This window comes from Methanococcoides mangrovi, assembly GCF_052057775.1.
Classification (GTDB): Archaea; Halobacteriota; Methanosarcinia; order Methanosarcinales; family Methanosarcinaceae; genus Methanococcoides.
This window is the reverse complement of sequence record NZ_CP195121.1, coordinates 1,062,172-1,087,883: the sequence shown is the minus strand read 5'-3', so window position 1 is coordinate 1,087,883 and position 25,712 is coordinate 1,062,172. Positions and strand designations below refer to the sequence as shown.

Below are 25,712 nucleotides of genomic sequence, written 5' to 3'. Positions count from 1 at the left end.
CCTTGAACAGAACGAAGCGAGATCCACAGTCATTGACTAATTCCAATTGTATAAAGTCGGATTGTATCCCGACTTTATACGTACAATCATTACTTTTTACACAGGAATGACTTTCTACACAAAGCCGTTACATTAGATTAAATGCTTTTATTGTGGCAAATACGCCTATTCCCATTAGTAAATAGCCAAATACAGTGAATATAACGTTTGTTGCCTCTTTTGACCCTTCCATGGATTGATACATATCAGAGGATTCGTTAATTCCAGAATCTTCATATATGCCACCCACTGCACCCATTCCAACAAAAATCAATATGCCGAATGATATCATCAAAACCAATGCGCCTGAAACATTCATCTTCCATCACCATCCGCAGATGACCAGATCGAATAATTAATGATGTAAAGCATTACAATAATCAGCGTTGCTAATGGTGTGAATCCGAACCAAGTATATAGTGAATCAATAGTCGAAAGGGTACTAGTCAGGTACAATCCCTCATTGCTATGTACAAAGATGTAAGCCATATCGACCATTCTTCCAAACACTACAAAACAAAGAGCAGTGGTTACAAGGGCTTTTACTGCCCTGAACCATGAAACAACTAATGCAGAATCGTCTTCAAACAGCTTCATCTGTATTGCTCCTGATAATACATTTCCGTTTCTTCATCACCGTACTTTCTTTTATGGACTGCATTGTAGTAGAAGTAGAACAGTGCAGTACCGATTCCGGCTATAGCTATGAAGTTGATGAAATCCAATCCAATCAGTACTAATGGTATTGCCCCCATGAAATGGTCGCCTTCAACTGTTTGAGCATAATTTGTAAAATATTTGATAATAGGTCCCAATGCCATGAGGATGAATAAGCCATAAATAAATCTGCGGAATAGAAGTTTTATTCCATCTTGCAAGCTGTCGTCCTTTTCATACATAATTTAACCTCCACATAAAAAATTATTTTCAAAATACATGTGCGTAAGGGTAGATTTCGAAAATGAGGAATGCTAAAGTGATTACTGGAATAAATGCGGCTCTATCATCTCTTTTACGAACTAATGATATCAATAGAAGTAGACCAAAGGACAATGCCATTAGGTTTAGTGCATAAACAAATCCATAAGCCAATGACATTGCTGTAAACACTTTGACATCTGCCATTCCCATGTAATTTTGCTTGTTAACCACTATTCCGATGATGTAAACGATAATACCGCTTAGTATTGATGATATCATTGGCAAATCGGTAACAAGAAACGCCACAACGATGAATAGTCCAGATAAAAGTACAGGTATTAGCTATGTTTTGTAATCAATATAACTCAAAACGAGTAAAAAAATAAAGAAAAAAAGGAGTGTGAATGAACACTCAGCAATCATGAATGGTTTGCAGCATTAATCATGAGGTACTGAATTGCCTCATTTTACGATCTATACTTAAAGGAAACCCATGTAACGCATAATGGCAGCAGCGCCAAGTGCAAGTACCATAAGGGCGGCAAGTGTATATCCACTCTCAATATTAGAAATTACTGACTGACTGAGGTTGTAGAATGGGTCATCTGCTGCGAGGCTTGCAGAATCGACAACTCCGTTAAGAATTACGACACCAATCACCAAAATTGCAGCAACTCTAATGATAGTAGTTGCTACCATACCTGCATCTCCACGTTCGGACTTCTTTACCATTCTTTTTACTGCTGAAATATCCATTTCTTATTCACTTCCGTATATTTTGATTTATATACTCCGTAACACTTTTACAAGTAAATGTGTTAACAAATTAATATATTTTTCACCAGATATATGTACTTATGGAGGGTTTGATAAAAAGAGGACTTTAGCTATTTTAAAATCATATATAACTGGTTTAAAATTCCTTATATCAAAATTAAAATAACATATAACCTTTAAAACTGTCCGAGTTTTTATATACATAGTTTTAAATAATTGTAAATATGGAATCAAATAATTTGATAGATTGGGATGCCAGAAAAGTCAATGGTAAACGCGTTCGTAAAGAACGTACCCTAAAATCAGAAGCTCACTGGCATGGTGAAAGCAAAGAAGTTAGACATCCACAAGGTTGGTTCTTTTGTTTTATGAGTAATACCTACATCCCAGTATGTAACCTGAAAACTTGTCAAAAGAGTAGATGTTATCATCATCCAACAAGGAGTGGTCAAATATGATTCCCTGGGAAATATGGGGTCTTATGATATTATTAGCAACTGTCTGTACAGGTTACAGTTGGCATGTCCGAGATCGCAGTAACTACACAGATATTATCAGCGGATTTGTAGCAGTCCTATTCTGGCTTGTAGGTGGCACGGCATTCTTCTCAGGTATTGTTGCAGACAGCATGACCTATGCCAGTGAGTATATCGCATGGATTTTTATCGGCATTGCCATTATCCAAGCATTGATCGTATTCATAAGAGTAACAGAACTGTGGGGTGAACATTAATGATAGTAAAGAAATATGAAGAATATCGAAAAGGTCAGAAGGTCACGGATGAAGACCACATCCTATTCCGCACAAGATAGGGTCATGTGATGGATTTCATCTTTAACCACGGCAGATTCTGTCAGGTACGGTACATAGAACATGCTGTTTAATACAGCAACCTTCTTTTTTCGAACCTAACTATTTTTACATGAACTGTAAGTTAATTATCCTCAGTTGCACCCATAGTGCCTCAGTATCTCGATGAGTAGATCGCGTGTACCAATCGTAAATAAAAAATAGGAAATAGAGGTAGGACAGACCTACCCATTATTGCAGGTTCTTTCGTTCGAAGACATATTTTGGTCTTTTTTGGTCATCAAAAGTTTGCCTGTGTAAGATACCCTCTGATACCAGCTCATCACAGATACGCTCTATTTCATCAAGGTTATAGTTTGTATCTGGATACTTCATTTTCAATTGATATTGGAAATCAGAACCAAATTTCCAGATGAAGCTGCCGTCATCTCTACGGGCTTTGAGAGCTATTGTCTGAATCTCTTGCTTTACATCAAGATTCTTGCACTTTTGAGTCATGATGCGAGCTTTAGCTTCTGTAAAGCCAATTCCCTCGGAGTCCATCAGTGCCATTATCTGAGTATAGTCGTCAGCCATTAAGATCATCTCACATGAAACAGTCACTATTTAGCCTGTCCATCTGATCCTCATAGTGATTGTTATATTCAATATCATGCAGCTTCTTTTGAATACGGTACAACTCTATCTTTAGACCATTTTCTTCAAGAAGTGTCTCACATAATTTATGTGAAACTGCATGAACAATCTCATCATGTGCATTCTCCTTGTACTTGATTACCTCAATAGAACATTCGTCGTATTCATTATATAATTCAAATTCAACGATGATATGCTATAACATTGTATCAACAAAGAAGTATGGGTGGATACCCATTTCTATGAACTTATCCATATCAGGCACAGGTATTGATGCTGCAATTGGATTCTTTTTATTGAATAGTGCATCTGCAATTTTGAATACATCGTCTACATCTTCAATGGGTCTTTCGTTAAGAACCTCACTGAAATATTGATTAAATTCTGGAACAAATGCAAGAACACTGCACCTTTTTAGCAACCTTTCAGTCGCCAATTCGTAATACTCAAATCCAACTTCAATATCATCTATATTAACATTCTTAAATTTTTCATACTCTATCTTCATTTTAGTTTCCTCCGTATTGTTAAGTGTTAGATCGAGGCGCCTTTCTCTACTACTACTACTACTAACTACGGAGGGATTGTAAATATACTGAAATTACGACTCATATATGATTATGAACAGCAGCCGATAGCGAAAATAAAACGAGGAATGTCTGGTGATATTGAATTTACTTAATATCAGTTACATCCCAAATATCCGTAGTTCCGATTTTGTCAACTCTTTTAACTTTACCTTCCTTCTCTAAATCATTCATTCTAGCTCTTGTAGTATCTTCACTGCAACCAACAATTTCTGTGATTTTACCAATTGTCATCATTTCACCCGATTGGACTGCATATAAAAATTGTTCTTTTTTGAAGTCGAGAACATTTTTAGCATTGGGCTTCTTTTTCTTTTTAGTTGTAGACTCATCTTTTGCTTTATTTGAAGGACGAATTCCAGCATTTTTCATTCCGCTAATCAACGATTCTTTTAATGCAGCCTTTCGATCATCTTCAATATGTCTTTTGTATAGCTCTTGATCTTGCTTTTCAGCATAAGCTATTAGATAATCTTCGTATGCATCTAATTCTTCGTCTGTAGGCTCATAATCAGCATATACATCTTCCTCATCCGTGGGCTCACTATCAGAACTCATGCATAGTCTAATGATATCATTAGAAAAAATATTATCGGTGTGATATATTTTGATTGTGACCGGTCAATGAGCTCGTACATTGGTAGAGAGGGTATCACCTGATACCCTGATATAGGACTGATGATTTTTTGGTATATGCTCAAGGTTTAAGGTTCTCTAAATTGTCTATCAATACATCAAATGACTTTGCACCCAGATACCAAGCACCTTGATTGAATTTTATCACAGATACATCTGCTTTCTGGCAAGCATCAAAGATAGCATCCCTAATTATCTCTGGATTTTCATCTTCATCTTCAATAATTCCAATTGTTTGTGCAACTTTTTTTACCCAAACATCAATTGGCTGTATAACTTTTAATTGATCTATGGGTATTTCATTTTCCAGCTCGTACAAGCAGATCAAGTCTCTCAAATAGAAGGAACTGATTTTTGGACCAATTGAAGTAATATCCTGTAACTCCTTATCAAGATCAATAAGATGGCCTGAATTGATTTTTGAAAAAGAGTCGTTAACAATGTTGTAATCTTTCATCTTGGATATTTCTTTCAAAACACCTATAGTCATATCAATATCACGCGCTCTGCCTACATGACCTTTACCAATTACTTTTTTTAACTCTGCTTCGATTGTAGGGATACTTTCTTCAACAAATATGGATTTAGTCTCCCCTCCATTTTCGCTGATAAAATCTGACAAAACCTTTTTTGTAGCATCCCTTACTTTCTCAGAAACGCTATCCCTTCGGCCTTGGAAATAAATCCTATCAAAAAGGAACTAAAGAGATTCGCAAGAATCTGTTAGTATCTTATCCTTATCATTGTCTGATAAGTGCTTGTCAACATATACATTCCCATAATTTGCTATATTTACAATACTATTGTAGTCCATGAATTAAAAAATGATTTTGTTAATGATAAGTTTTTCTAAAGTATTTGTGGTTTAATAATACATCAGAAATTGCCAATTTCCTATCCACAATCTCATGTGCTTATCGAACGGACATTGCCTAATATACGACGGAGGGTAGTAAATTTTTTAATGATATTTGTAAGGGATTTGTGTGTGTTGTGTTTTAGGAGATATAGAGAGATTACCTAATTTAATCGATAGTTACCTAATTTCAAGAGTAAGTTCCTAATTTCAAAAATCAATAGTAGGCTCCATAATTATACCATATAATTAGGTAATTAGGTAAATTAGGTATTATATTATATGTACGTGGTTCCCATATACACACATTCTCTATAATACGAACATTTAAAAAATATATAGTTAGTTTACACATACATGTATATACGTCATTTTCTTTCCTAATTTACCTAATTTACCTAATTTCAAAAAAAACACGGTACCCAATACCGTTTTTAAAATTAGGAATGTGCCTAATTTTAACCTAATTTTAACCTAATTTTACAAAAAAGATAGCTTACTTTAAAATTAATCTAATAATATCATTAAAATATTTTATTTTTATGATATCTCTTTTGTTAACTTCTGCCTATTTCATCATAATTTCGATTAGGAGTACAATTACAGTCTTGCATCCTACTAAAATTAACAAATATCATTAATATCATCAAAATTATAAAATCTTCATATAAATCTCTAATACCTTCAAAACCCCAACTTCAAGGTTGAAACAGGCAGTAAATAGGCATATTGAAAGGATTCTGTAAATCACGGCTCCCGATATTGAAAAGTGTCATTACCTTTATATATTAAGTATTAATAATATATGTTTGTTAATTAGAACACAATTCAATTCAAAAAAATACAGCTCCTCTCGGCGACAATCTTGTCGATGCTTATCCGCTTTAAGATTTTTTGGGATTGTGTTAAAAGAGCATAACATGGAGGAGAAAAATTTGCAAGAAAGATTAAGAGACGCAGTCTTGAATAGCCCGGATGTTTTTGAAAACATGATGCAGCATGGTTCACCAATAGAACGTTTGTTAGCAGCAACAGCAGTTAAGAGAGTAAAGGAGGCACAGTAAATGAATGCATATAGAGAGAGTTTACAAAAGAATTGGAAGAAACCCTACTCCGTGGCATTTTATGATGAGACAATCGAGCTTGTAGACAAAGCAAGAGGAAACCTATCCAGAAGTTCGTTCATAGACAATTTCCTCAATCAGCACTTGAAGCAGGAGGGTCAGTGAATGACAACAAAAATTGAAATTCAAGTTATTGATGAGTTTGCAGCAAATATCGACAAGGTTAAAAGACCAAACGAAACGAGAGAAGATTTTGTTAAAAGAATTATTAACAGTCAGGTAAACGGTATGATAAGATTTGGCAGAATCAACGGCGAGAGATTGCCGTGTGCAGAATGATAAGCGAGGAAAAAATCAAAAAAATAAGGGAATCAATCCTGAAAGGATCAACTCACCATTGTTTTCACCAATTTTAATAATGGGAGTTCTTCCTTTTGTAACTATTGGTTCCTTCTTGATTAACAATTAAAATAATCAGTCGGAGTTAAAATGACATCAGATAATATCATTAATACAGAAGATATGGAAGGAGAAGTCCTTACAGAAGGGAACGTAGCAATAAAGGAAACAATTTTTGATACATCTTGCTTTATGCCAGAAGGATATGCTATCACCAATAAGAAAAGAGAAAATGGTGTTGGTGGAAAACTTGCTGTTCAAAAACTAAAATACATCGATCAAGACGGTAAGCCAGTCTATAACATTATTTGTAGAACACCGTGCATGATAACAGGAAAAGGTAAAGATCCTGATGATGGTGAATTATGGCTTAAATTGTCATACTTCGACCCAAGCGGAAAAGAGAAGGACGCATGGATAAGAAAAGGTGACATGTTTTCTCGTAAAAGGCTTTATGAAGCACTTGAAAATCATGAATTTGTAATCGATGAGAAAAATATCGGGCATCTTATAGAGTATTTAACAGCAACATATGATGAGAACTACCATTTCTTAAAAAATGGATTTATAGCCAAATCCAATGGTTGGAAAGAAGATACTTCTTGTTTTGTGTTTGGTGACAAAATGTATTGTGCAAATGGTGTACAAGATGTTATAATTCCAGATAAAGAAGCTATAAAAGGTCTAACTAAAATTGGAACGCCTGAACAATGGGTAGAAGCTAATAAAGAACTTTTGACTTATACAAATGTTCGATTCATTTGTTATAGCGCAATGTCAGCTATATTGCTTAGACTATTAGGAACAAAATCAAATCTTGTAGATTTGTATGGTGAATCATCAGGAGGAAAATCGATAACAGATGGTCTTGGAATGAGTCTAATTGGAAGTCCTACTGATTTAGTTATAAATGGGAATTCAACTAATACAGCCATTGAAGTGCTTGTTACGAGATATTCGGATTTGCCTATATGCATAGATGAAACAAGTACTGCGAACCCGAAAACATTGGGGGACATCATATACATGATTGCTAATGAAAAAGGTAAGTCTCGTGGTCATAAGAACGGGGGATTAAGAAAGACAAATGAATGGAAATGTGTAGCGTTAACAAATGGGGAGAGACCAATTACATCAACTGAAGGGTTTACTGGTCAAAAAGTAAGAACAATCGAGCTTTATGGTGGTATCGGTAACAACAATCTTGAAAAAATCGTAGATAATGCCAAGGTATCTAATGAATCAAAATCCTATGGACATATCATCGAACCCTTCCTTACTAAACTTTTTAGTTGTAAAGATGAATTGGAAATTTTACACCATAAGTACAAAACTCAATTTCCAGTAGCCAAAGATAATGTCAATAATCGTATGATTAATCATTTTGCTACAATAACAGTTGCAGGTAAAATACTGGAAGAAGTATATAGCGACATGGGTATCGAGCCTGTTGACCCTTTCGAGATTACAAGCAAGATTTATGATGCTACCGTAATTAATAGTCCTATTGAAAAGCATTCAGTAGTGATGTTAAGGGAATTAAAAGAATGGATTACTTCTGAGAATGCACATTTTATGACGGATATTAGAGTGAGAGGTACAAAGCCAATACAAGCTCAAAATAAACAATCACCACTTTATGGTTGGATTGCAAGGAATGCAGATGGTGATGAAGTAATAGATATAATTCCAAGAGCATTTAATGAAGTCTTTTTAGGAAAAGAAAATAAGAATAAATCAACTGTACTCAAAAATGAATGGAAAGAAGTAGAAGTCCTTGAAACGAACAGAGATAAAAATGGCAATCCTCAAACTACTAAAACGGGAACACATGCAACTCAAGTAAATGGAAAGGCAACTGGTGAAACTGTATATAGATTTAATTCAAAAAAGATGGACGAAATACTTGGAATTGAAAAGGAGATTATGGTAAAAGAGTTAGAGCCAAAATATGAGTGGTAAAATCCCCTCCCTTCTTTTTTTTTAGTTCAGGGTATACCAGGGTATAGGCAGCATCCAGAAATCCCGTCACACGCGATCTACGTGCCGCTCAGAGAAAAAAAATTATGCACTTGCTTTTAGTTGTAGGAATATTTCTCTAAACCTATCATCTTCTGCAAGCGCATCCATTAACATCATCATAACATCTTCCTTTTCCTTCCTTGCATCCTCACTTAATTCATATAGACACTTGCCGCACAATTTACTGGTCTTGGGATTGATCTCTTTGCACCGTGGGCATCTTACAATCGCCATTGCATCATCCTGTTCCTCAACATTCTTCATACCGTACATAGCTAATACCGCATCGTCAGTATCCTTCCCTGATAGGTGAACATAAACACCCGCCATATTGGAATCAGGAGTCCAACCAAGATAGGATTTCATCTGCTGCTCAGTCATATGCGGTGCGAGATGTGTCGCCCTTGCATGTCTAAATGAATGGGGATTAACTCTTTTCTTGACACCCGCTCTTTCAGCAATCTTGCTTAAAGCCTTACGGACTGTATCTGTTGTTATACCCTTTTGGCTCTTGTCTAATGATATCCATAATGGTGCATCGGGATTGTCCTTCTGTGGGTGACAATCAATCCATTGCCGCAGATATGATGCCGCATAAACTAATCTGTTTCTTCTGGCACCTGTCTTACCTTCAGGGAAGATGACTACACAACCATTGTCATCAAACTGAATATTTTTGATCTTGCAAGATACCTGTTCGCCGATCCTTGCGCCCGAGTCATACAATGAAGCAATCAGGGCTTTGTCGCGCGTTGAGTTTGCATGATCTATGAGTTTCTGGACTTCATCTTTGGTCAATAAGTCCTCAGGTAATTTCCGACTATTCTTTAGCGGTTTGATCTCAATCATGTCTACAAGTTCAGGTTTATCGAGGAACTTTAATAGGTCTCGCAAATGTGCCTTGCGCGTCATCTTGGTTGCTTCTGAAAGAGGTTTCACTTTCCCGCCACGTTTGTAAGTGTGGGTTTGAAGAAATGTCAAGAAATTATCTATATCCTCTTCCGATATCGAATCCAGTTCAATATCATTATGACTAAACAATAAAATCAGGTCTGAAATGATATTATGGATTGTACTCTTTGCGACCCTATTCCTTCTTATCAGATGATTAACATATTTAATAGAAATCTCAACATTCGAACTTGAAGTAATAGGAGGAATTGTCTTACCGTCATCCGATATCGTTTCTTTGCCAAGTGTCTTTAAACGCTCGAAATTATTTGCTAACTTCTCTTCGGGTGTCATGTTACCACATTAACATATATTACCCTCATAGGTAATAAACGTATATATGTTGGGTAATTGTTCGTACAAAAACGATTTATATTGGAATGACATCTTAGGGACCATTCATTTTACATAACTTTGCAGGTGAGCAAATGATAGACCTACACACACACACCGTATTCAGTGACGGAGAACTCATACCAAGCGAACTCGTACGTCGTGCGGTCACATTCGGATACCGTGGAATTGGAATTACCGACCACGTTGATTACACCAACATCGAACATGTACTCTCATGTGTAAAGAAAGCAAAATACATGGAAGAGGTCATGGATATCAGGGTACTTGCCGGAGTTGAGCTGACACACGTCCACCCTGCAAAGATAGCACCCCTTGCAAAGATGGCAAAGGAACTGGGAGCTGAGATAATCGTGGTTCACGGGGAATCACCTGTCGAGCCGGTTGCACCCGGGACCAATGCTGCAGCCGTTGCCTGTGAAGATGTTGATATCCTCGCACACCCGGGCTTCCTCACAATGGAGGATGCACAGATGGCAGTGGACAACGATGTCTGCATCGAGATCACCGCAAGGAACGGGCACAACAGGACCAACGGGCACGTTGCAAGGATCGCTAATGAGGTAGGAGCCACAATGGTGGTGGATACCGACACCCACAGCCCGGATAATCTCATCACGAAAGAAACTGCATTAAAAGTGGCTATTGGAGCCGGACTCACAGAAAGCCAGGCAAAGCAGGTGCTTGAGAACTCCGTCCGTTTCATCCAGTAATTTAAGAGCCTTATGGAAGCCTCATAAGAGTCATTCCAGGGAACAACGACCTCGTGTCGGCATATATCCGGCACATCTGCTTTTTTTATTCTACATATTTCAGGTTCGAACAAGCTAAGATATCATCCTATGAGGTTTGACGCCTGTTGATCAGAAATGAGCGAGAGTGTATTTTCCCTTATCGAAAACAAGCTCAAAGGTGAACTCACCGTTTATCGGTCCTTCTATCACAACACCCTCGCTGGTGTTGCTATCCGGATAGGCATCTTCATGGAATATCCATAGGCCACCTTCGTCCTGAATACCTTTCCTGAAATGCACAGTTTCGCCAATGAGAATTACACGTGTTCTGAAACCGCTGGAATAGCCGCAGAGAATAGCATTATCTTCCAAAGACCATTCAGTATTCGAGAGGTTGCCATCACCATCCGGATCAGGGTCTACACCAAAAGCAACATACCTGACATGTTCAGGAAGGGAAAGTTTCACAATACACATCGAACCGTCCGTGCCCTTTGAGGATACATCCCTGGCATAACCCTGTTGTATGGAGGATATCTTCAGAGCAGCATCTTCCAGCTGCCTGTCAATATCAGTATCATCCACCACAGGTCCAATGTTGTTCCATGCAGCAGATGCAAGCAAGATGACCAGTGCGGTAATCGCGAGATAGACCACCATCTTCAGCGGAATGGTGTCCACACCCCGAGTATCTTCGAGAAAACGTTGAAGGCAGCCCACGATCACCACAACTGTTCAGATAACGATCACTTACCGGAAATATCAGTCCAGCCACTCGAAGAACTTGTCAAGTGCCCTGCGCCTGTGAGACAGGGTGTTCTTGATCTCGGTCCCAAGCTCACCGAAGGTCTTTCCCTCATACTCGAATATCGGATCATAGCCAAAACCCCCGGTGCCACGTTCCTCAAAGGCGATCTGCCCTTCCACGGTACCGGTGAACACAGAAGGTTCCCCTCCGGGTTCACAATAGCCGATCACTGACTTGAAAACGGCAGTCCTGTCCTCTTCGCCTTCCATGAGCTTGAGGACCTTCTGGTTTCCAAGGTTCTCCTCAATGAATGCTGAATACGGACCAGGAAAACCATTCAGAGCCTTGATGAACAGGCCGGAATCATCAACCATGACCGGATGTTTAAGTTTCTCAGCAGCCCATTTCGCGCCGTAGGCAGCGATAGGCTCAAGGTTATCTTCCTGAAGCTCGGGATAACCATCAGTGTTCTGTATCAGCTCAATGTCCTTTGCAGCCAGTATCTCCTTTGCCTCTCCGAACTTTCCTTTATTACCAGTAACAAATACCATTTTACGCATAACGACCCCTCTTCTCGATCTCTTTTACACGGAGCAGGACATCGTCCGCCCCTTCAAGCTCTCTTCTGTAACCGCGACAGAATGCTTCTATCAGTTCTTCATAATTTGCATGTGTGCTTTCAAATGTCTGGAACAGCACATGGACATCAACACCCCTGGATTCCACAGAACCGTCCACAAATGCCAGACCAAAATCTATCAGGTAGATACGACCTTCCTTCACGATCATATTGGACGTGGTAAGGTCACCGTGAATGATGCCACCTCTGTGAAGCCGGCCTATCACCTCACCAACCCTTTCACAAATATCAGCATCAACCAGATACTTCAGAGGCATCCCATCGATATACTCCATCTCAATGGTAAAATCATAGATATCATGTATGATAGGAGTTGCAACACCGCATCGCCTTGCCTCCGACATAAGGCGTGCTTCCGCCCTGGTCCTTTCCTTGCGTATCCTCTCATCCAGTTCCTCCACACGATACCTTTTGGGTATGCGTTCCTTGACCACAAAACCGCCTTTAAGACCAACCGTGGCCTCGGCACCACTTCGAAGATACATCAAAGCACCTCCTGATGCTTATCCGCGATCCAGGTCACATCCACCGTATCCGGCCTGAAGCTCGGATCCACATGGGACTGTTCAATAGGAGTTGTGGTCCCGGACCTGAACATCAGCAATCCCGTATATGCGATCATTGCACCGTTGTCACCCATGAATCTCTTTTCCGGAACATAGAATCTTGCACCACGGTCATCGCACATGACGTCCAGCATCTCCCTGAGCCTCATGTTCGCACCCACACCGCCTGCAAGCAACACCTCGCTCTTGCCGGTATGTGCGAGTGCACGCTCTGTGACCTCCACAAGCATTGCAAATGCATTCTCCTGGAAGGAATAGCAAACGTCTTCCAGTGAGTTAGAGGCCAGAGCATCCTTGGCAGCGGTCGATAGTCCTGAGAAGGAGAAGTCCATGCCTTTGACAACATAAGGCATTTTGACATAGCCGGTGGCTTCCTTTGCACATGCTTCCACCTTTGGACCGCCGGGGTGGCTTAAGCCTGCACTCCTTGCAAACTTGTCCAGCGCATTACCTATACCGATATCAAGGGTCTCACCGAATATCCTGTATTTGCCGGCCCTGTGAGCAAGGACCTGTGAATTGCCACCACTCACATACAACACTACAGGATCGCTTGCCGGTGTCTTCCACCTGCCGATCTCGATGTGAGCAATGCAGTGATTCACTCCTACCAGAGGAACTTCAAGGGACATTGCAAGCGCCCTTGCAGATGTGGCAACGGTCCTGAGACAGGCACCGAGGCCGGGGCCCTGAGAGAATGCGATAGCATCAATGTCCTCTGGATGATGACCTTTTTCCCGGAACTCCTTCAGGAGCCTTTCGATAACATCGGATGCATAAAGTGCATGGTGCTGTGCAGCTTCCCTGGGATGAATGCCGCCGGTGGCCGGCCGATAGGTCTCGGTGACCTCCGCGATAACATCATCTTCGTCAACAATAGCTGCACTTAGGTTCCATGCTGTGCCTTCTATACCAAGAACTGTGGTCAATAGGTAATTCTCCTTGAAAAGTAATGTCGCTTTTTTGTGTGTATTAACTTTGCTTAATTACATATAACTTACCAGTTGAGAAACGTTTTAGTAGTTAGCAAGCCAATCCACCATCATGGAAGAAAAAACAAACACAGAACGCAAAGCTGCAAACAGACCGGAGATCACCACAGAAGAGCTCCTGCATAACATCGGCAAGCCACATCTTGGAACACACGTCCCGCCATCGCTGAGCGAAGAACTTCCTGCTCTCGATGGAATTGAGTTCATGCCACACAAGACAGCAGGATTGCAGTCACCTGCAGACATGTGGATCGACAGGGGAAGGATGACCGAAAACCTGCACCACAAAGCGGTTGTGGAGAAGATCCTGAAAGTCAGGACACTTTAAGTTCAGTTATTTAAAGCCAGAATGGTCTGCAACAAGTAGATCATCTAATTATTTTTACTTAAACTAATTTAAAAAGATAAAGGTGGATGGATCAGATAATATCCATCTCACTAAGCCTGTTCGGAAGATAGGTATCTGTCACGAAATCAAGGCCTTTTCCTGCAAAGGCCTGCTGTTCGGCCTTTTTCTTGATACTGAGCTGCAGGCTTATCTGCTCTTTCCAGTAGTCACTTGCAAACCTCGGATCTGTCAGTTCGCTTCTCAATGCATCGATATCCTTGTCAGTCAGCTTGTCAGTGGAAAGTTCGTATTCCACGATATCGGATGGCTGTACACCAATGAACTTCGCTGCAGGTGTTGCCATGAACTCTGAAAGGTGAGCACTTTTGATAGCACCGTAGGCGACAGATGCGAAGATCCTGTAGGACCACGGGTCACCATCAGTAAAGACCACTACCGGAATCCCTAGCTCCTCGTTCATCCTCTTGATAAGACGGCGTGTTGACCTTGCAGGCTGACCTTTAAGGTGCACAAGGATGGCATTGTACTTCTCATCAAAACCGTTCTCGATAAGCCTCGCATACATACCACCAGTCTCTATGGCAATGATGAACTTTGCATCGTGGTCAAGGAACTCAATGTTCTCAACGTTGAACGGGATCTGGTAACCGCTCTCACCGATGTCCTCCTGGCAGTGTATGATACGTGCACCGCGTTTTGTTTCCTCGCGGATCCTGATAGGACCGAACATGGTAGCACCATCCTCCTCAGGACGCATGTGGAAATACTCCCTCTGGAGTGCAGTAATGATCTCAAGGTCCTCGATAAGCCTGTTACTCTCAGCCTGTTCGCGGAACTTGGCAATATCCCAGTTCTCAGAGATATAATACAGCTCCCTCAAGGTCGAACCACGGTCCTCTGCCAGATGGTTCTTTACAAGGAAATCCACCGAGTGCACCGTTTTGAGAAGCTGGAAGGCACCCTTGACGGTCTTGGCGGTCCTCTGGGTCTCACGGTCACCATAGACCCATACATCGCTGTCCTCGCTATACTCGATGTTGTTCTTGGTACGGCTTGAGATGCCGACATTCGGAACGACCTCATCCACGAACTGGTCATAGAGTTCCTCGGCCAACCCGAGCAAGCGGTTCTTTGCCAGCAGGTCGTGCTGTTTTTTCTGTTGTGAATATCTTGACTCTACATCATCTGGCATTTCAGATCACCCCTTTGATAGCTTTTGCACCGGTGACAAGCTCTTCCTCAAGGCCCTCCACGATCAATTGCGGAAGCCTGGATATGTCGGCTTCGGTAACAGTTTCCAGTTTGTAGGTCACTGCCTTTGAAGCATCAGGAGAAAGCTTCATGTTCCAGACATAGTCATAATCGCTCCCCATTGAGATGATCTTTGGTTCGGGTACAACGTCCCTTATCTCATACGGAAGCATGTCGTGAAGCCTGAAATCGGCAAGTTTGCTGCCATGGTTCTTCAAGGTCACTGATACGTTAGCGCCGCCATTATCGTCCAGCTCCACTTTGCGCATCACAAGAAGATTGCCCATTACCTTTGCCACCACAGGGTTGATGTCAGGAACATCGCGATCAAGGGTCTCAGCAAGTTTTTGTGCCATCTTTGGAAGCACTTTGGTTATGATGATCTCCTTCTCACGCCTCTTCTTAAGTGTTCCCTGACGATTCAGGTAACGGTTCAGTTTCCTTGATACTTCCTTGATGGCAAGTTCAACCTCATCCCTGATCTCAGGGATCTCAGCGATTGCATCCTTGGACTCGGAAGTGAAAGGAACGTTGGTGGATGCAACATGAATTAGGATCACCACCGGTCCTGTAGGCATACCGCCTCCCGGCTGGTTCAGACCATACTGTTTCCACTTGATACCTTCCACCGCATGGGTTGTAACACAACCACCCTGCTGGTAGAGCAATGGAACACGGTTGGCAAATCTCATTATATCGATACGGTCATCTTTCTGAAGGTCACCGCCGTATGCAATACCAACCTCCACAACGAAAGGATTACCGGAGAAAACAGAAGCTGATCTTGTGGTGGTTGCAATGAAATCAACATTGAACTCCTTCTCAAGACCCTTGTATATAAGATCCTCACCGATAGGGGAAAGACAATCGGTAGGAGGGGCCATGATCTTGACCTTCTTAAAAGCATCAAGAAGTTTCTTAGACATATCCCTTGAGACCTCTGAAGGCGGCATCTCCGGGTCAAGTCCTGCGGCCTTGCAGATCTCCTCAGCGGTGAGCAGGCCGATCTTGGAAAAAGAATAACGTAAGAACGGTGCAAGTTTCTGGCGCTCAGTGTAACGAAGCATCTTCATGAGCGTACCTAGCTCGATACCGTGAGGATGTGGCAGGATCTCTTTTGCAGACACAGGAAGCTTGTCCGTCGCCCTTTCAAAGATTACCTCATTGCCGTCCGGCTCTATAAGTGTGATCCTTGCATGAGGATTGACGATGGCAGTTGCCTTCAGGTACTCATAGATGGACTGCCTTCGGCCCTTTACATAGGATGCCTCCATCTCCATTTCCACGCGGGTACCATGTGGACGGTCCCAGTCAATTACCTCATCAAGAAGGATCTCAGGCTCGTTGGTGCTGGTGTTGATCATGAGCTCATAGTGATGGGCAGGAGCATCAGTGCCGATCTTGGAAATGATCTTTGTAGGATGGCCTGCTGTCAGCTGGGCGTAAAGGACAGAAGCAGATATTCCAATACCCTGCTGTCCGCGACTCTGCTTCAATGCATGGAAACGTGAACCATAAAGCAGCTTTGCAAACACTTTAGGGATCTGCTCTTTTATGATACCCGGGCCATTATCCTCAACAATAACGGAAACATTGTCCTTTCCCACACGCTCGATGTGAAGCATGATGTCCGGGAGGATCTCAGCTTCCTCACATGCATCGAGGGAGTTGTCCACTGCCTCTTTTACAGTGGTGATGAGACTTCGTGGTGCCGAATCAAAACCCAGGATCTGCCTGTTCTTCTCAAAAAATTCCGCGACACTTATCGCTTGTTGCTTCTTTGCAAGTTCTTCTGCAATTGGGGCTGCCATAGAATATTCATCCTGATATACTAAAAATCGATAGGAAGTAGACTGTACATGCCCTGAGAGATCTCAGGAACAAATGACTGTGATCACTAAAAAATGGGATACAAGATATTTATTAGTTTGCAGCCGGGAGAAAAATGCACACCAGCAGGGAACAGACTTTGGAGGATCTTCCCCTGAAAAGGGATCAATGCAGGAAATCCGGGAAGTACAAAGACTGCATCGATCAAACACACCAAAATAAGGTCCGGAAACTGGAAATATCATTCACCTATATCTTCATTCCAGAGTTCCGGATTGTTACTGATGAAATCCTCCATCATACCAACACATTCATCGAGATCAAGGTCTATGACTTCAACACCATGTGATTCCATGAATTCCTTCGCGCCTTCAAAGGTCCTTGATTCGCCAACAATGACCTTTTTGATCCCGAACTGGACGACCGCCCCTGCACAGAGATAGCATGGCATCAAAGTGGAATAAAGGACCGATTCCCGGTAATTACCGATACGCCCCGCATTTCTCAGGCATGAAATCTCAGCATGTGCCATTGGATCATTTTCCTGAACGCGCAGATTGTGACCTTTTCCAATTATATTGCCATCCCTTACAAGGACGGACCCAATAGGAATACCACCATCATTGAGTCCGGCTCTTGCCTCATCTATTGCTGCTTGCATAAATATATCCATAAGCTCACATCCGATTACTTCAGACAAAAAATATGCTAATCTTAGAAATAACTTACTGAATTAATACAATCCGGCACAGAATTATTCATTCCGGAACTTCCAGCCTGTAGACCCTGTCATTCTCGCGTACCCTGGCCTCGACAGCAAGACCGATCTCTTCCCCGGGTTCAGCCCTCTGGACAGGACCATCATCATTCCTTATCCCGGTCACCTGCTGCTCAAGATAAGTGTTCTTGCCTTCAATGATAATATGATCCCCGACCTCTATTCCGGACTCAAGGAGCTTCACCTCAGCAGCCTCCTGTTTACGGTAGTAGTTGGTAACGACACCTACGGCCTGCCTCTTAACAACAGAGATGTTCATGTCCTGCTCGATGTACATGCCATCAGGACCCGGAACACCAAAATAGAAACCAGTGGAAAAGCCACGATTGAACACCGATGCCATTTCTTCCTTCCAGCCGGCCGCTTTCTCCCTGCTGTAAGTTCCATCCCTGTAAGCATCAAGTGCTTCACGATAACAGCGGGAAACAGTTGATGTATATCTTGTGTCCCTCAAACGTCCCTCGACCTTGAAAGCATCCACACCTGCATCGATAAGCTCAGGGATATGTTCGATCATGCAGAGGTCCCTTGCGCTGAGGAGGTATTTTCCTTCAAGATCGACCTCACTGCCATCCTCACCCACAAGTTTCCAGCCCCAGCGGCACGGTTGAGAACATTCCCCGCAGTTGCCGGACTTGCCAAGGACATAGGCTGAAAGATAACATCTGCCGGATATTGCCTGGCACATGGCACCATGCACGAAAACCTCAAGTTCAGTATCGGTATTCCTTCGGATATCCTTTATCTGCTCAAGACTTAGCTCCCTTGCAAGCACCACACGGGAAGCACCAAGGGACGCGTAGAAATTGACCGTCTGCCAGTTGGACACATTGGCCTGTGTGGAAATGTGAACACGCAAACCTGCATCCACAGCCTTTGTGATAACCGCAGGGTCCCATGCGATCACAGCATCAACGTCTGATGATGCGACTACATCGATGACCTCGTCAAGCTCAGCAAGGTCATCAGGATATATCACAGTATTCAGCGTAAGGTAAGCATTCATCCCCTGTTCTTTGACATCGGAAACAAATGAGTTCAGGTCATCAAGAGTTATATCGCAGGCCCTTGCCCTGAGGCTGAACCTGTCAACGGAAAAATAAACACCATCGGCATGATCCTTACATGCGGAAAGCGCAGCACGGTTCTTTACACCCATCATGAGTTCCGGGATCTTGCCGGATCTTTCTTTTACAGGCTGGTCCATGAGGTAAGCATCGTAAGTGATGGTTTAAATCAGTTATCGTAAGAAACATCAGGGTTAGAGAAGGAATAAAAACAGGAAAAAGGTGGATCAGTCCACCGGCGCATAGATCTCGGTAAGGATTTCCTCAGACGGAACTTCCATGGGATCATTTAGATAGATCTCCCTTGTGGGACCTGTGATGGTAAGGCCCTTTTCAGCTATCCAGGTCTAAAATTCCTGATACGTTGGCCCACAGTCCTCATAAGGACCCTTATGGATAGTCTTTGCCATTTTCCCGCCGGGAAGTTCATAGCAACTGATATTATCAGTCCCCTCTACCCTGCTGGCTATCGGAACAGCGACCTCCACATCGGCAGTTCCTTAACTGTCAGCTTTCGTGACCTCTTCCTCACTTGCTTCATGACAGATGAATGTAGGACCGCCTGTGATCTAAAATCCATTATCAAATGCATAATGGAAAAGTTCAGGAAGCATCTCTGCGATCAGCCTGTACTTTCCAGCCGTCCTCATGCCAATAACGATCTGTGGCTCCACTTCAACGATAGCTATATCAGACATTACAATACCCAAAAAGGGAATTGTATTGAACCCATTTATATGCATCCGGATCTGATCCGTTTTACTTTTCCGGCTTACTGCTCGATGAATGGAAGGGATACCCTGATAATTATAACTGATACAAGACCCCAGGCGAATGGGAGCCAGAGAGGGATGTTCAGGAACAGTGGAGCTGAATAGGTCCAGACACCAAGATGGGTGCCGATGAACTCGGCGGTGCAGCCAAGGATTATACCTGAGATGTAGATGATGTTGTCACCTTTTGCAGACCACCTGTACTGCCTTGCAACATAAAGAAGGACCAACAAGGCTGTTAAGAGAATATTGTTTTCCCAGAACACTACTGCAAGGATCAATGCAATTACAAAGATAACTAATTCTCTCAATATATCTTTACTTAAGATGAAGGTCATACTCTGCCTAAGTCCATCTTTGTATAAGTAATGTACCAGAATAAAAAATAAATCGAACAAATATTTAGAGATGTTTTTAAGAATAATTTTAAAAAGAAAAGCATTTATCACTGATCAAAACAATATATAATTATTGAAATACTGCAGACCAGTATCTCAAATCTCAAGATACGCATATCCAGATATGTTCGGAATGGTGGGGAACATGACCAATGTAGAGGATATCGAGCTTAATAACTATGCAAAGTCTCATGCACTGACTTTCCTGCACAATGTTGAAATCACTGAAAGGTACAGAAAACAGCTTTTCCAGTGGGTTGGAACCTATCTTGATGAGGGTACACTGGAGAACATCATAGCCTATAAAATGTCTGCGGACTGGGACCATCCTTTTGAATCGATCCGCTCAGAAGCTGAAAAGGACCTTGAGCTGACAACACTCTATGCTTCTAAGGGAGAACAGTATGACATCGACCTTATGGTCTTTGAAGGAAACCTCATGATACTTTTCAACGAACTTCTTTCACAGACAAAAGAACATCTTGAAAAGAAGGTAGTAGCACACTAAAATAATAAAGGAGGGCAGTGTCCGAAAATATATTTCAGACCTTAATCCTCTGGCTGCTGGAACTTCTTTTGTATTTACCGAACTCAGAATCCAGCAGAAGTGAACCGTTCAGCACAGGGCCATCCTTGCATACCCTCAGACCCTCGTTGTCCATGCAGCAGGCACCACAAACACCAATTGCGCATTTGAAATACCTGTGGAGACTGAACTCTGCACGGTCATGTGAACCTTTTTCCTCCAGCATCTTGAGAACATTGAACATCATGATCTCAGGGCCACATACACAAATGCGGTCGTATACGGAAACGTCCATTTCTGCCAGTACAGTCGTAACAAAACCACAGGTTCCGGCAGAACCATCGTCTGTTGTCAGATGAACATCACCGGCCTCTGAGAACCTTTTCTCAAAAACAAGTTCTGATGCGGTCCTTGCACCGAGTATCGTAGTTACCTTTGCACCAACAGAAACTGCCTCATCGGCAAGCGGTCCGAGGGGAGCAACACCAACGCCGCCAGCGATGATCAGTATGTTCTCATCCTTTGAAGGTAATGTGAAACCTTTTCCGAAAGGTCCGCGAAGACCGACAGAATCGCCTTCTTTCATTTCAAAGAGTCGGGATGTAGCATCGCCTACTTTCTGTACGGTGATACCGTTCTTGAAGGAACATCCCATAGGGACCTCGTCCACACCACGTACCCAAACCATTACGAACTGGCCCGGCCGGGCATCATCGAGGGATGTGTCGAAACGGAAGGTCCTGATGGTAGGAGTTTCCTCTACGATCTGTACTATTTTTGAATTAATTGGACGCATCAGATCACCTCGTGGGCAAGTCCGGTAATATCCTCAACACCTGCATAGCCTTTGTCCTGCAGGAACTGCTCCATACCTGTCGCGATGTCTCCGAAGACCTCTACACCTTCGTACACAGCAGAACCGATCTGAACAGCACTTGCGCCTGCCATTATCATTTCCACCGCATCTTCCCATGAGGATACACCGCCAACCCCTATGACAGGGATGTCCAATGCCTCATAAAGGTCATAGACACACTTGATAGCAACCGGTTTTACCGCGGAACCTGAAAGACCCCCGAACCTGTTGCCAAGTATGGGATAACCGGAATCAATGTCTATTGCCATTCCACGCAGGGTGTTGATAGCTACAACAGCAGAGGCACCGCCGTTCTCGGCAGCTTTACCAATAGCCTTTATGTCAGTTACATTTGGTGTCAGCTTCACCCATACCGGAACATCCACTGCATCGCATACGGCAGCGGTGATAGCCTCTACCATGCAGGAATCTGTACCTATGGTAGCACCATAGCCCTCTGCATGTGGGCAACTGACGTTTAGTTCAAAAGCATCCGGTCTGGCATCTGCAAGTCCTTCGGCAACCCTGACAAATTCCTCGGCATTGCCGCCGAAGATGCTTGCGATCACAGGAACATCGGCACCTTCTTTTGCGATCTTTATCTCATTATTGAAATCCGCATAGGAAGGATTGGGCAAACCCATGGCATTCAAAAAGCCACAGTCAAGTTTCACCATACTGGGATTCGGATGTCCAGTCTTGGGTTCCGGCCCGATGGATTTTGTCACCACCGCACCTGCACCGGAATTTGCCATACGTACAAGGGAAGCACCCGTGGTACCCATTATACCTGATGCGAGGATAGTGGGATTCCTGAATTCAATGCCCGTGATCTTTACCATAATCATCTAACTCCGATCAATTATTCATCTTCGCATGGAGATAGCTCGCAGACAGCATCCCGAACGAGTTCCTTTCCACCCATTTCCACAAGCATCCTTCCGATGCTTGCCGCATGTTCGCGGTAGTTCTTCATAGGGATCATCTCATCAATGCGAACTTCACGTGTACCATCAAGGGACAGCACTTCCACGAGTACGTGGATCTCATCGCCATCATCATTGATGCGTGCGAAAGAACCAATAGGGACAACACAGCCGCCTTCGACATCTGTAATTAGTATACGCTCTACTTCGGTCTCAATCCTTGACCTCTCGTGGTTAAGTTCAGAACAGATCTTCTCAGCCTCACTTCCGGCTCTTGTGACGACCACAATGGTTCCCTGGTTAGCGGAAGGGCAGAATGCCTCAGGAGGAAGGCGCTGGACGTTCATCTCCCAGCCCATGCGCTGCAGACCTGCCTCAGCAAGCAATATACCGTCATACAGGCCATCCTCAAGTTTCTTTATGCGCGTATTGATGTTACCTCTCAGGTCCTGTACATTAAGGTCAGGACGGAAGCGCAGAAGCTGTGCACGTCTCCGCATGGAGGTCGTGCCGATGATGGCACCATCAGGAAGTTCATCAAGTGTTGAACCGTCCTGGGTGAGAAGCACATCATAAGGAGAATCCCTCTCAAGGACTGCCGCAATAGCAAGCTCAGGGGGTCTTACTGTAGGAAGGTCCTTCATGGAGTGGACCGCAATGTCCACTTCGCCATCGATCATCCTGTCGTCAAGTTCACGGACAAATGCCCCCACACCTGCGACCTCATGGAGGGGGCGGTCTGTGAAAACATCACCTGATGTCTTGATGATCTCCCTTTCCAGTTCATGACCGCGCTCTTCAAGCATTCCGGTCACAAGGTCTGCCTGTGCAATGGCAAGAGCACTTCCACGGGTTCCCAGTATCATACTATGATCACTCCTCAGGATCATTTCAGGTTAGCTGCATATGCATCGAGGGTCTTCTCAATGTCATCCTCAGTGTGAGCAGTTGAAAGGAAGTTTGTCTCGAACTGGGATGGTGGAAGGAACACTCCGCTGTCCAGCATGTTGTGGAAGAACTGCAAGTAACCTTCCTTGTCACATTTAAGGACATCCTGATAGTTCAGAGGCATGTCACCGAAGAACACCTTGAACATTGAAGCAATACCACTGACGTTGTAATCAAGTCCCTTGTCAGCGATGATATCTGAAAGGCTGGAACGCATCATGTTACCTGTTGCTTCAAGCTTTTCGTGTACTTTCTCCTTCTCCAGTACATCAAGGGCTGCAATACCGGCTGCAACTGATGCAGGACTACCGCTGAAGGTGCCTGCCTGGTAAACTGAACCGGACGGGGAGATCATCTCGATGATCTCACGCTTTCCACCGAAAACGCCGATCGGAAGGCCGCCACCTACGATCTTTCCAAGAGTTGTCATATCAGGTGTGACACCAAAGTATTCCTGTGCTCCACCCATTGCAAGCCTGAAACCTGTGATGACCTCATCGAATATCAGGACAACATCATTCTCTTCAGTTACCTTCCTGACCTCTTTCAGGTAATCACCTTCTGGAAGTATAGGACCTATGTTACCAAGTACCGGCTCCATTATAACCGCAGCCATGTCGTCCTGATTGGACTCGATAGCCTCTGTCATTGCTTCGATATCGTTGTAAGCAACCTGAAGGGTGTTCTTTGTAAAGTCCTCAGGAATTCCAAGGGAATCCGGCTTTCCGTGAGTTGTTGCTCCGGATCCTGCCTTTACAAGTACGGCATCGTGTGCACCATGGAAACCACCTTCGATCTTGATGAACTTGTTCTTGCCAGTAAATCCGCGGGCTGCCCTCAGGGCGCTCATGGTAGCTTCGGTACCCGTTGAGATGAATCTCAACATGTCGATGCTTGGATAGAGTGAGGCGATCTTCTCTGCAAGGTTTACCTCGAGTTCGGTAGGGGTGCCATAAAGCCAGCCTTTGTCAAGCTGGTCAATGATCGCCTGCTTGATCACAGGGTTTGCATGTCCCAGTATGTTCGGTCCGTATGCAAGACAGTAATCGATGTACTCATTTCCGTCAACATCAGTTATGCGGGAGCCGCTGGCAGACTTTGTGTAGAAGGGGTATGGCTTGATCGCACGTACCGGACTGCTGACACCGCCAGGGAGAAGCATTTTTGCTTTGTCGAATAGATCCTTGGATTTGTCTAAAGTAACCATTATAACACCATTTTGAATTTGATTTGGAATTTGATCTGAAATTATATCAAGTCGAACTCATCAAGTTGAATAAAGCGATTATTTTCTATTATTTATTTCAACATACTTGCAAGGTCCTTTGCAAAGTATGTCAGGATCATGTCAGCACCTGCACGCTTGATGGAGAGCAGTGACTCGTACATGACCTTTTTCTCGTCCAGCCATCCCATTTCAGCTGCTGCCTTGAGCATTGAGTACTCACCACTGACATTGTAGGCGGCAGTGGGCATCTTGAACTCATGCTTGACACGATAGATGATATCCAGATAAGGCAGTGCAGGCTTGACCATGATCATGTCAGCACCTTCGAGAATGTCCAGTTCGACCTCGCGGATCGCTTCATCTGAATTTGCGGGATCCATCTGGTAAGCCGAGCGGTCACCGAACTGGAATCCGGAATCCGCTGCATCCCTGAAAGGACCATAGAAAGCTGAAGAGTATTTGGCTGCGTAGGACATGATAGGGATGTTCTTGAAGTTCTCATCATCAAGAGCCGTGCGCATGGCACCGATCATGCCGTCCATCATACCGGAAGGTGCCACGATATCAGCGCCTGCCTTTGCATGACTCACAGCGATCTTGCCAAGTATGTCAAGGGTCGGATCATTGAGAACTTCCTCGGTCTCAAAGTTCACGATACCGCAGTGACCATGGCTTGTGTATTCACACATGCAGACATCGGTCATGACCACCATGTCCTTACCGAGGTCTTCCTTGATGGCACGAACGGCCTGCTGGACAATGTCATCGTCACCGTAAGAAGAAGTACCGGTCTCGTCCTTGTGCTCAGGGATGCCGAAAAGGATCACAGCAGGAATACCAAGATCTGCCGCGTCCTTTGCATCATCAACAACCTTATCAAGAGGTAATCTCTGCACACCTGGCATGGATGATACGTCCACAGTAGAATCAATGGTCTCATCCACGAACATCGGATATATCAGGTCGTTCGCACTAAGCTCGGTCTCCCGAACCAGATCGCGTATCTTGCCACTTCTTAACCTTCGCATTCTAACATGTGGGAACATAGT

33 protein-coding genes and 1 pseudogene are annotated in these 25,712 nt (G+C 43.2%); 8 read left to right on the top strand and 26 right to left on the bottom strand.

The features are described 5' to 3' along the window. Nucleotides 1-127 precede the first annotated feature (127 nt). From ACR3I3_RS05615 to ACR3I3_RS05595, 5 genes are all read right to left on the bottom strand, one after another. Nucleotides 128-358 (bottom strand): hypothetical protein, encoded by a 231-nt coding sequence (locus ACR3I3_RS05615; RefSeq protein ID WP_440953570.1) that lies wholly within the window; start codon nt 356-358, stop codon nt 128-130. Then, nucleotides 355-636 carry a hypothetical protein gene (locus ACR3I3_RS05610; RefSeq protein ID WP_440953569.1) on the bottom strand — a complete coding sequence of 94 codons (282 nt, stop codon included), beginning with the start codon at nt 634-636 and terminating at the stop codon, nt 355-357. Before ACR3I3_RS05610 ends, ACR3I3_RS05615 begins: the two co-directional genes overlap by 4 nt. Further along, entirely contained in the window at nt 633-938 is a 306-nt protein-coding gene (locus ACR3I3_RS05605; RefSeq protein WP_440953568.1) for a hypothetical protein, read from the bottom strand. Before ACR3I3_RS05605 ends, ACR3I3_RS05610 begins: the two co-directional genes overlap by 4 nt. Before the next feature lie 28 nt (nt 939-966). Beyond that, nucleotides 967-1,239, bottom strand: coding sequence for a hypothetical protein (locus ACR3I3_RS05600; protein ID WP_440953754.1), 273 nt, complete (start codon nt 1,237-1,239; stop codon nt 967-969). 201 nt (nt 1,240-1,440) lie between these two features. Further along, nucleotides 1,441-1,716 (bottom strand): hypothetical protein, encoded by a 276-nt coding sequence (locus tag ACR3I3_RS05595; protein ID WP_440953567.1) that lies wholly within the window; start codon nt 1,714-1,716, stop codon nt 1,441-1,443. Between the two features lie 502 nt (nt 1,717-2,218). Between ACR3I3_RS05595 and ACR3I3_RS05590 the strand changes: the two genes are divergently transcribed. Beyond that, a complete protein-coding gene (locus tag ACR3I3_RS05590; RefSeq protein ID WP_440953566.1) occupies nt 2,219-2,470 on the top strand; it encodes a hypothetical protein in 252 nt (83 codons plus the stop codon). Nucleotides 2,471-2,779: 309 nt separating this feature from the next. On the opposite strand, the gene ACR3I3_RS05585 is transcribed toward ACR3I3_RS05590, so the two are convergent. The 4 genes from ACR3I3_RS05585 to ACR3I3_RS05570 form a co-directional block, all read right to left on the bottom strand. Beyond that, nucleotides 2,780-3,124, bottom strand: a complete 345-nt coding sequence (locus ACR3I3_RS05585; RefSeq protein WP_440953565.1) for a hypothetical protein — start codon at nt 3,122-3,124, stop codon at nt 2,780-2,782. 256 nt (nt 3,125-3,380) lie between these two features. Next, on the bottom strand, nt 3,381-3,692 hold the full coding sequence (locus ACR3I3_RS05580; protein ID WP_440953564.1) for a hypothetical protein: 312 nt from the start codon (nt 3,690-3,692) through the stop codon (nt 3,381-3,383). Between the two features lie 166 nt (nt 3,693-3,858). Beyond that, nucleotides 3,859-4,329, bottom strand: a complete 471-nt coding sequence (locus tag ACR3I3_RS05575; protein WP_440953563.1) for a hypothetical protein — start codon at nt 4,327-4,329, stop codon at nt 3,859-3,861. 139 nt (nt 4,330-4,468) lie between these two features. After that, nucleotides 4,469-5,029: a hypothetical protein gene (locus ACR3I3_RS05570; RefSeq protein ID WP_440953562.1), complete on the bottom strand. Its 561-nt coding sequence runs from the start codon at nt 5,027-5,029 to the stop codon at nt 4,469-4,471. Nucleotides 5,030-6,183: 1,154 nt separating this feature from the next. Here ACR3I3_RS05570 and ACR3I3_RS05565 point away from each other — a divergent pair. The 4 genes from ACR3I3_RS05565 to ACR3I3_RS05550 all read left to right on the top strand — a co-directional run bounded on the left by ACR3I3_RS05565 (nt 6,184) and on the right by ACR3I3_RS05550 (nt 8,688). Next, entirely contained in the window at nt 6,184-6,327 is a 144-nt protein-coding gene (locus tag ACR3I3_RS05565) for a hypothetical protein (RefSeq protein ID WP_440953561.1), read from the top strand. After that, nucleotides 6,328-6,492 (top strand): hypothetical protein, encoded by a 165-nt coding sequence (locus tag ACR3I3_RS05560; RefSeq protein ID WP_440953560.1) that lies wholly within the window; start codon nt 6,328-6,330, stop codon nt 6,490-6,492. Further along, a complete protein-coding gene (locus tag ACR3I3_RS05555; protein WP_440953559.1) occupies nt 6,493-6,666 on the top strand; it encodes a hypothetical protein in 174 nt (57 codons plus the stop codon). A gap of 150 nt (nt 6,667-6,816) precedes the next feature. After that, a complete protein-coding gene (locus tag ACR3I3_RS05550) occupies nt 6,817-8,688 on the top strand; it encodes a DUF927 domain-containing protein (protein WP_440953558.1) in 1,872 nt (623 codons plus the stop codon). 102 nt (nt 8,689-8,790) lie between these two features. Here the strand turns inward: ACR3I3_RS05550 and ACR3I3_RS05545 are convergent, their stop codons facing one another. After that, nucleotides 8,791-9,993 (bottom strand): tyrosine-type recombinase/integrase, encoded by a 1,203-nt coding sequence (locus tag ACR3I3_RS05545; RefSeq protein WP_440953557.1) that lies wholly within the window; start codon nt 9,991-9,993, stop codon nt 8,791-8,793. Between the two features lie 134 nt (nt 9,994-10,127). Between ACR3I3_RS05545 and ACR3I3_RS05540 the strand changes: the two genes are divergently transcribed. Beyond that, complete coding sequence (locus ACR3I3_RS05540; protein ID WP_440953556.1) at nt 10,128-10,766, top strand: histidinol phosphate phosphatase domain-containing protein; 639 nt, start codon at nt 10,128-10,130, stop codon at nt 10,764-10,766. Nucleotides 10,767-10,916: 150 nt separating this feature from the next. On the opposite strand, the gene ACR3I3_RS05535 is transcribed toward ACR3I3_RS05540, so the two are convergent. Genes ACR3I3_RS05535 through ACR3I3_RS05520 form a run of 4 tightly spaced genes read right to left on the bottom strand, consistent with a single transcriptional unit; the run spans nt 10,917 to nt 13,670 of the window. Continuing rightward, nucleotides 10,917-11,507, bottom strand: a complete 591-nt coding sequence (locus ACR3I3_RS05535; RefSeq protein WP_440953555.1) for a hypothetical protein — start codon at nt 11,505-11,507, stop codon at nt 10,917-10,919. Between the two features lie 42 nt (nt 11,508-11,549). Continuing rightward, nucleotides 11,550-12,095 (bottom strand): XTP/dITP diphosphatase, encoded by a 546-nt coding sequence (locus ACR3I3_RS05530; RefSeq protein ID WP_440953554.1) that lies wholly within the window; start codon nt 12,093-12,095, stop codon nt 11,550-11,552. Next, nucleotides 12,088-12,660 carry a Kae1-associated kinase Bud32 gene (locus ACR3I3_RS05525; RefSeq protein ID WP_440953553.1) on the bottom strand — a complete coding sequence of 191 codons (573 nt, stop codon included), beginning with the start codon at nt 12,658-12,660 and terminating at the stop codon, nt 12,088-12,090. Before ACR3I3_RS05525 ends, ACR3I3_RS05530 begins: the two co-directional genes overlap by 8 nt. Next, nucleotides 12,660-13,670, bottom strand: coding sequence for a bifunctional N(6)-L-threonylcarbamoyladenine synthase/serine/threonine protein kinase (locus ACR3I3_RS05520; RefSeq protein WP_440953552.1), 1,011 nt, complete (start codon nt 13,668-13,670; stop codon nt 12,660-12,662). The genes ACR3I3_RS05525 and ACR3I3_RS05520 overlap by 1 nt, the downstream gene beginning before the upstream one ends. 115 nt (nt 13,671-13,785) lie before the next feature. Between ACR3I3_RS05520 and ACR3I3_RS05515 the strand changes: the two genes are divergently transcribed. After that, nucleotides 13,786-14,061, top strand: a complete 276-nt coding sequence (locus ACR3I3_RS05515; RefSeq protein WP_440953551.1) for a hypothetical protein — start codon at nt 13,786-13,788, stop codon at nt 14,059-14,061. A gap of 91 nt (nt 14,062-14,152) precedes the next feature. Here ACR3I3_RS05515 and ACR3I3_RS05510 read toward each other — a convergent pair whose 3' ends face one another. The 7 genes and pseudogenes from ACR3I3_RS05510 to ACR3I3_RS05480 all read right to left on the bottom strand — a co-directional run bounded on the left by ACR3I3_RS05510 (nt 14,153) and on the right by ACR3I3_RS05480 (nt 20,092). Beyond that, nucleotides 14,153-15,274 (bottom strand): DNA topoisomerase IV subunit A, encoded by a 1,122-nt coding sequence (locus ACR3I3_RS05510; protein ID WP_440953550.1) that lies wholly within the window; start codon nt 15,272-15,274, stop codon nt 14,153-14,155. A 1-nt stretch (nt 15,275) separates the two neighbouring features. Beyond that, nucleotides 15,276-17,144 (bottom strand): DNA topoisomerase VI subunit B, encoded by a 1,869-nt coding sequence (locus ACR3I3_RS05505; protein ID WP_440953549.1) that lies wholly within the window; start codon nt 17,142-17,144, stop codon nt 15,276-15,278. Nucleotides 17,145-17,404: 260 nt separating this feature from the next. Next, complete coding sequence (locus ACR3I3_RS05500; RefSeq protein ID WP_440953548.1) at nt 17,405-17,824, bottom strand: nucleoside deaminase; 420 nt, start codon at nt 17,822-17,824, stop codon at nt 17,405-17,407. A 97-nt stretch (nt 17,825-17,921) separates the two neighbouring features. After that, nucleotides 17,922-19,148 carry a peptidase U32 family protein gene (locus ACR3I3_RS05495; RefSeq protein ID WP_440953547.1) on the bottom strand — a complete coding sequence of 409 codons (1,227 nt, stop codon included), beginning with the start codon at nt 19,146-19,148 and terminating at the stop codon, nt 17,922-17,924. Nucleotides 19,149-19,235: 87 nt separating this feature from the next. Then, nucleotides 19,236-19,496: pseudogene (locus tag ACR3I3_RS05490) on the bottom strand (GyrI-like domain-containing protein). A gap of 81 nt (nt 19,497-19,577) precedes the next feature. Next, nucleotides 19,578-19,706, bottom strand: coding sequence for a hypothetical protein (locus tag ACR3I3_RS05485; RefSeq protein WP_440953546.1), 129 nt, complete (start codon nt 19,704-19,706; stop codon nt 19,578-19,580). A gap of 74 nt (nt 19,707-19,780) precedes the next feature. Further along, nucleotides 19,781-20,092, bottom strand: coding sequence for a hypothetical protein (locus tag ACR3I3_RS05480; protein ID WP_440953545.1), 312 nt, complete (start codon nt 20,090-20,092; stop codon nt 19,781-19,783). A 232-nt stretch (nt 20,093-20,324) separates the two neighbouring features. On the opposite strand from ACR3I3_RS05480, the gene ACR3I3_RS05475 reads away from it, so the two are divergent. Continuing rightward, nucleotides 20,325-20,687, top strand: a complete 363-nt coding sequence (locus ACR3I3_RS05475; protein WP_440953544.1) for a hypothetical protein — start codon at nt 20,325-20,327, stop codon at nt 20,685-20,687. A gap of 34 nt (nt 20,688-20,721) precedes the next feature. Here ACR3I3_RS05475 and ACR3I3_RS05470 read toward each other — a convergent pair whose 3' ends face one another. The 5 genes from ACR3I3_RS05470 to hemB form a co-directional block, all read right to left on the bottom strand. After that, nucleotides 20,722-21,501 carry a dihydroorotate dehydrogenase electron transfer subunit gene (locus tag ACR3I3_RS05470; protein ID WP_440953543.1) on the bottom strand — a complete coding sequence of 260 codons (780 nt, stop codon included), beginning with the start codon at nt 21,499-21,501 and terminating at the stop codon, nt 20,722-20,724. After that, nucleotides 21,501-22,403 (bottom strand): dihydroorotate dehydrogenase, encoded by a 903-nt coding sequence (locus tag ACR3I3_RS05465; RefSeq protein ID WP_440953542.1) that lies wholly within the window; start codon nt 22,401-22,403, stop codon nt 21,501-21,503. The genes ACR3I3_RS05470 and ACR3I3_RS05465 overlap by 1 nt, the downstream gene beginning before the upstream one ends. A gap of 20 nt (nt 22,404-22,423) precedes the next feature. Continuing rightward, nucleotides 22,424-23,353, bottom strand: coding sequence for a hydroxymethylbilane synthase (gene hemC, locus ACR3I3_RS05460; RefSeq protein ID WP_440953541.1), 930 nt, complete (start codon nt 23,351-23,353; stop codon nt 22,424-22,426). A 20-nt stretch (nt 23,354-23,373) separates the two neighbouring features. Continuing rightward, on the bottom strand, nt 23,374-24,642 hold the full coding sequence (gene hemL, locus ACR3I3_RS05455) for a glutamate-1-semialdehyde 2,1-aminomutase (RefSeq protein WP_440953540.1): 1,269 nt from the start codon (nt 24,640-24,642) through the stop codon (nt 23,374-23,376). A gap of 92 nt (nt 24,643-24,734) precedes the next feature. Next, entirely contained in the window at nt 24,735-25,709 is a 975-nt protein-coding gene (gene hemB, locus ACR3I3_RS05450) for a porphobilinogen synthase (RefSeq protein ID WP_440953539.1), read from the bottom strand. Nucleotides 25,710-25,712 lie beyond the last annotated feature (3 nt).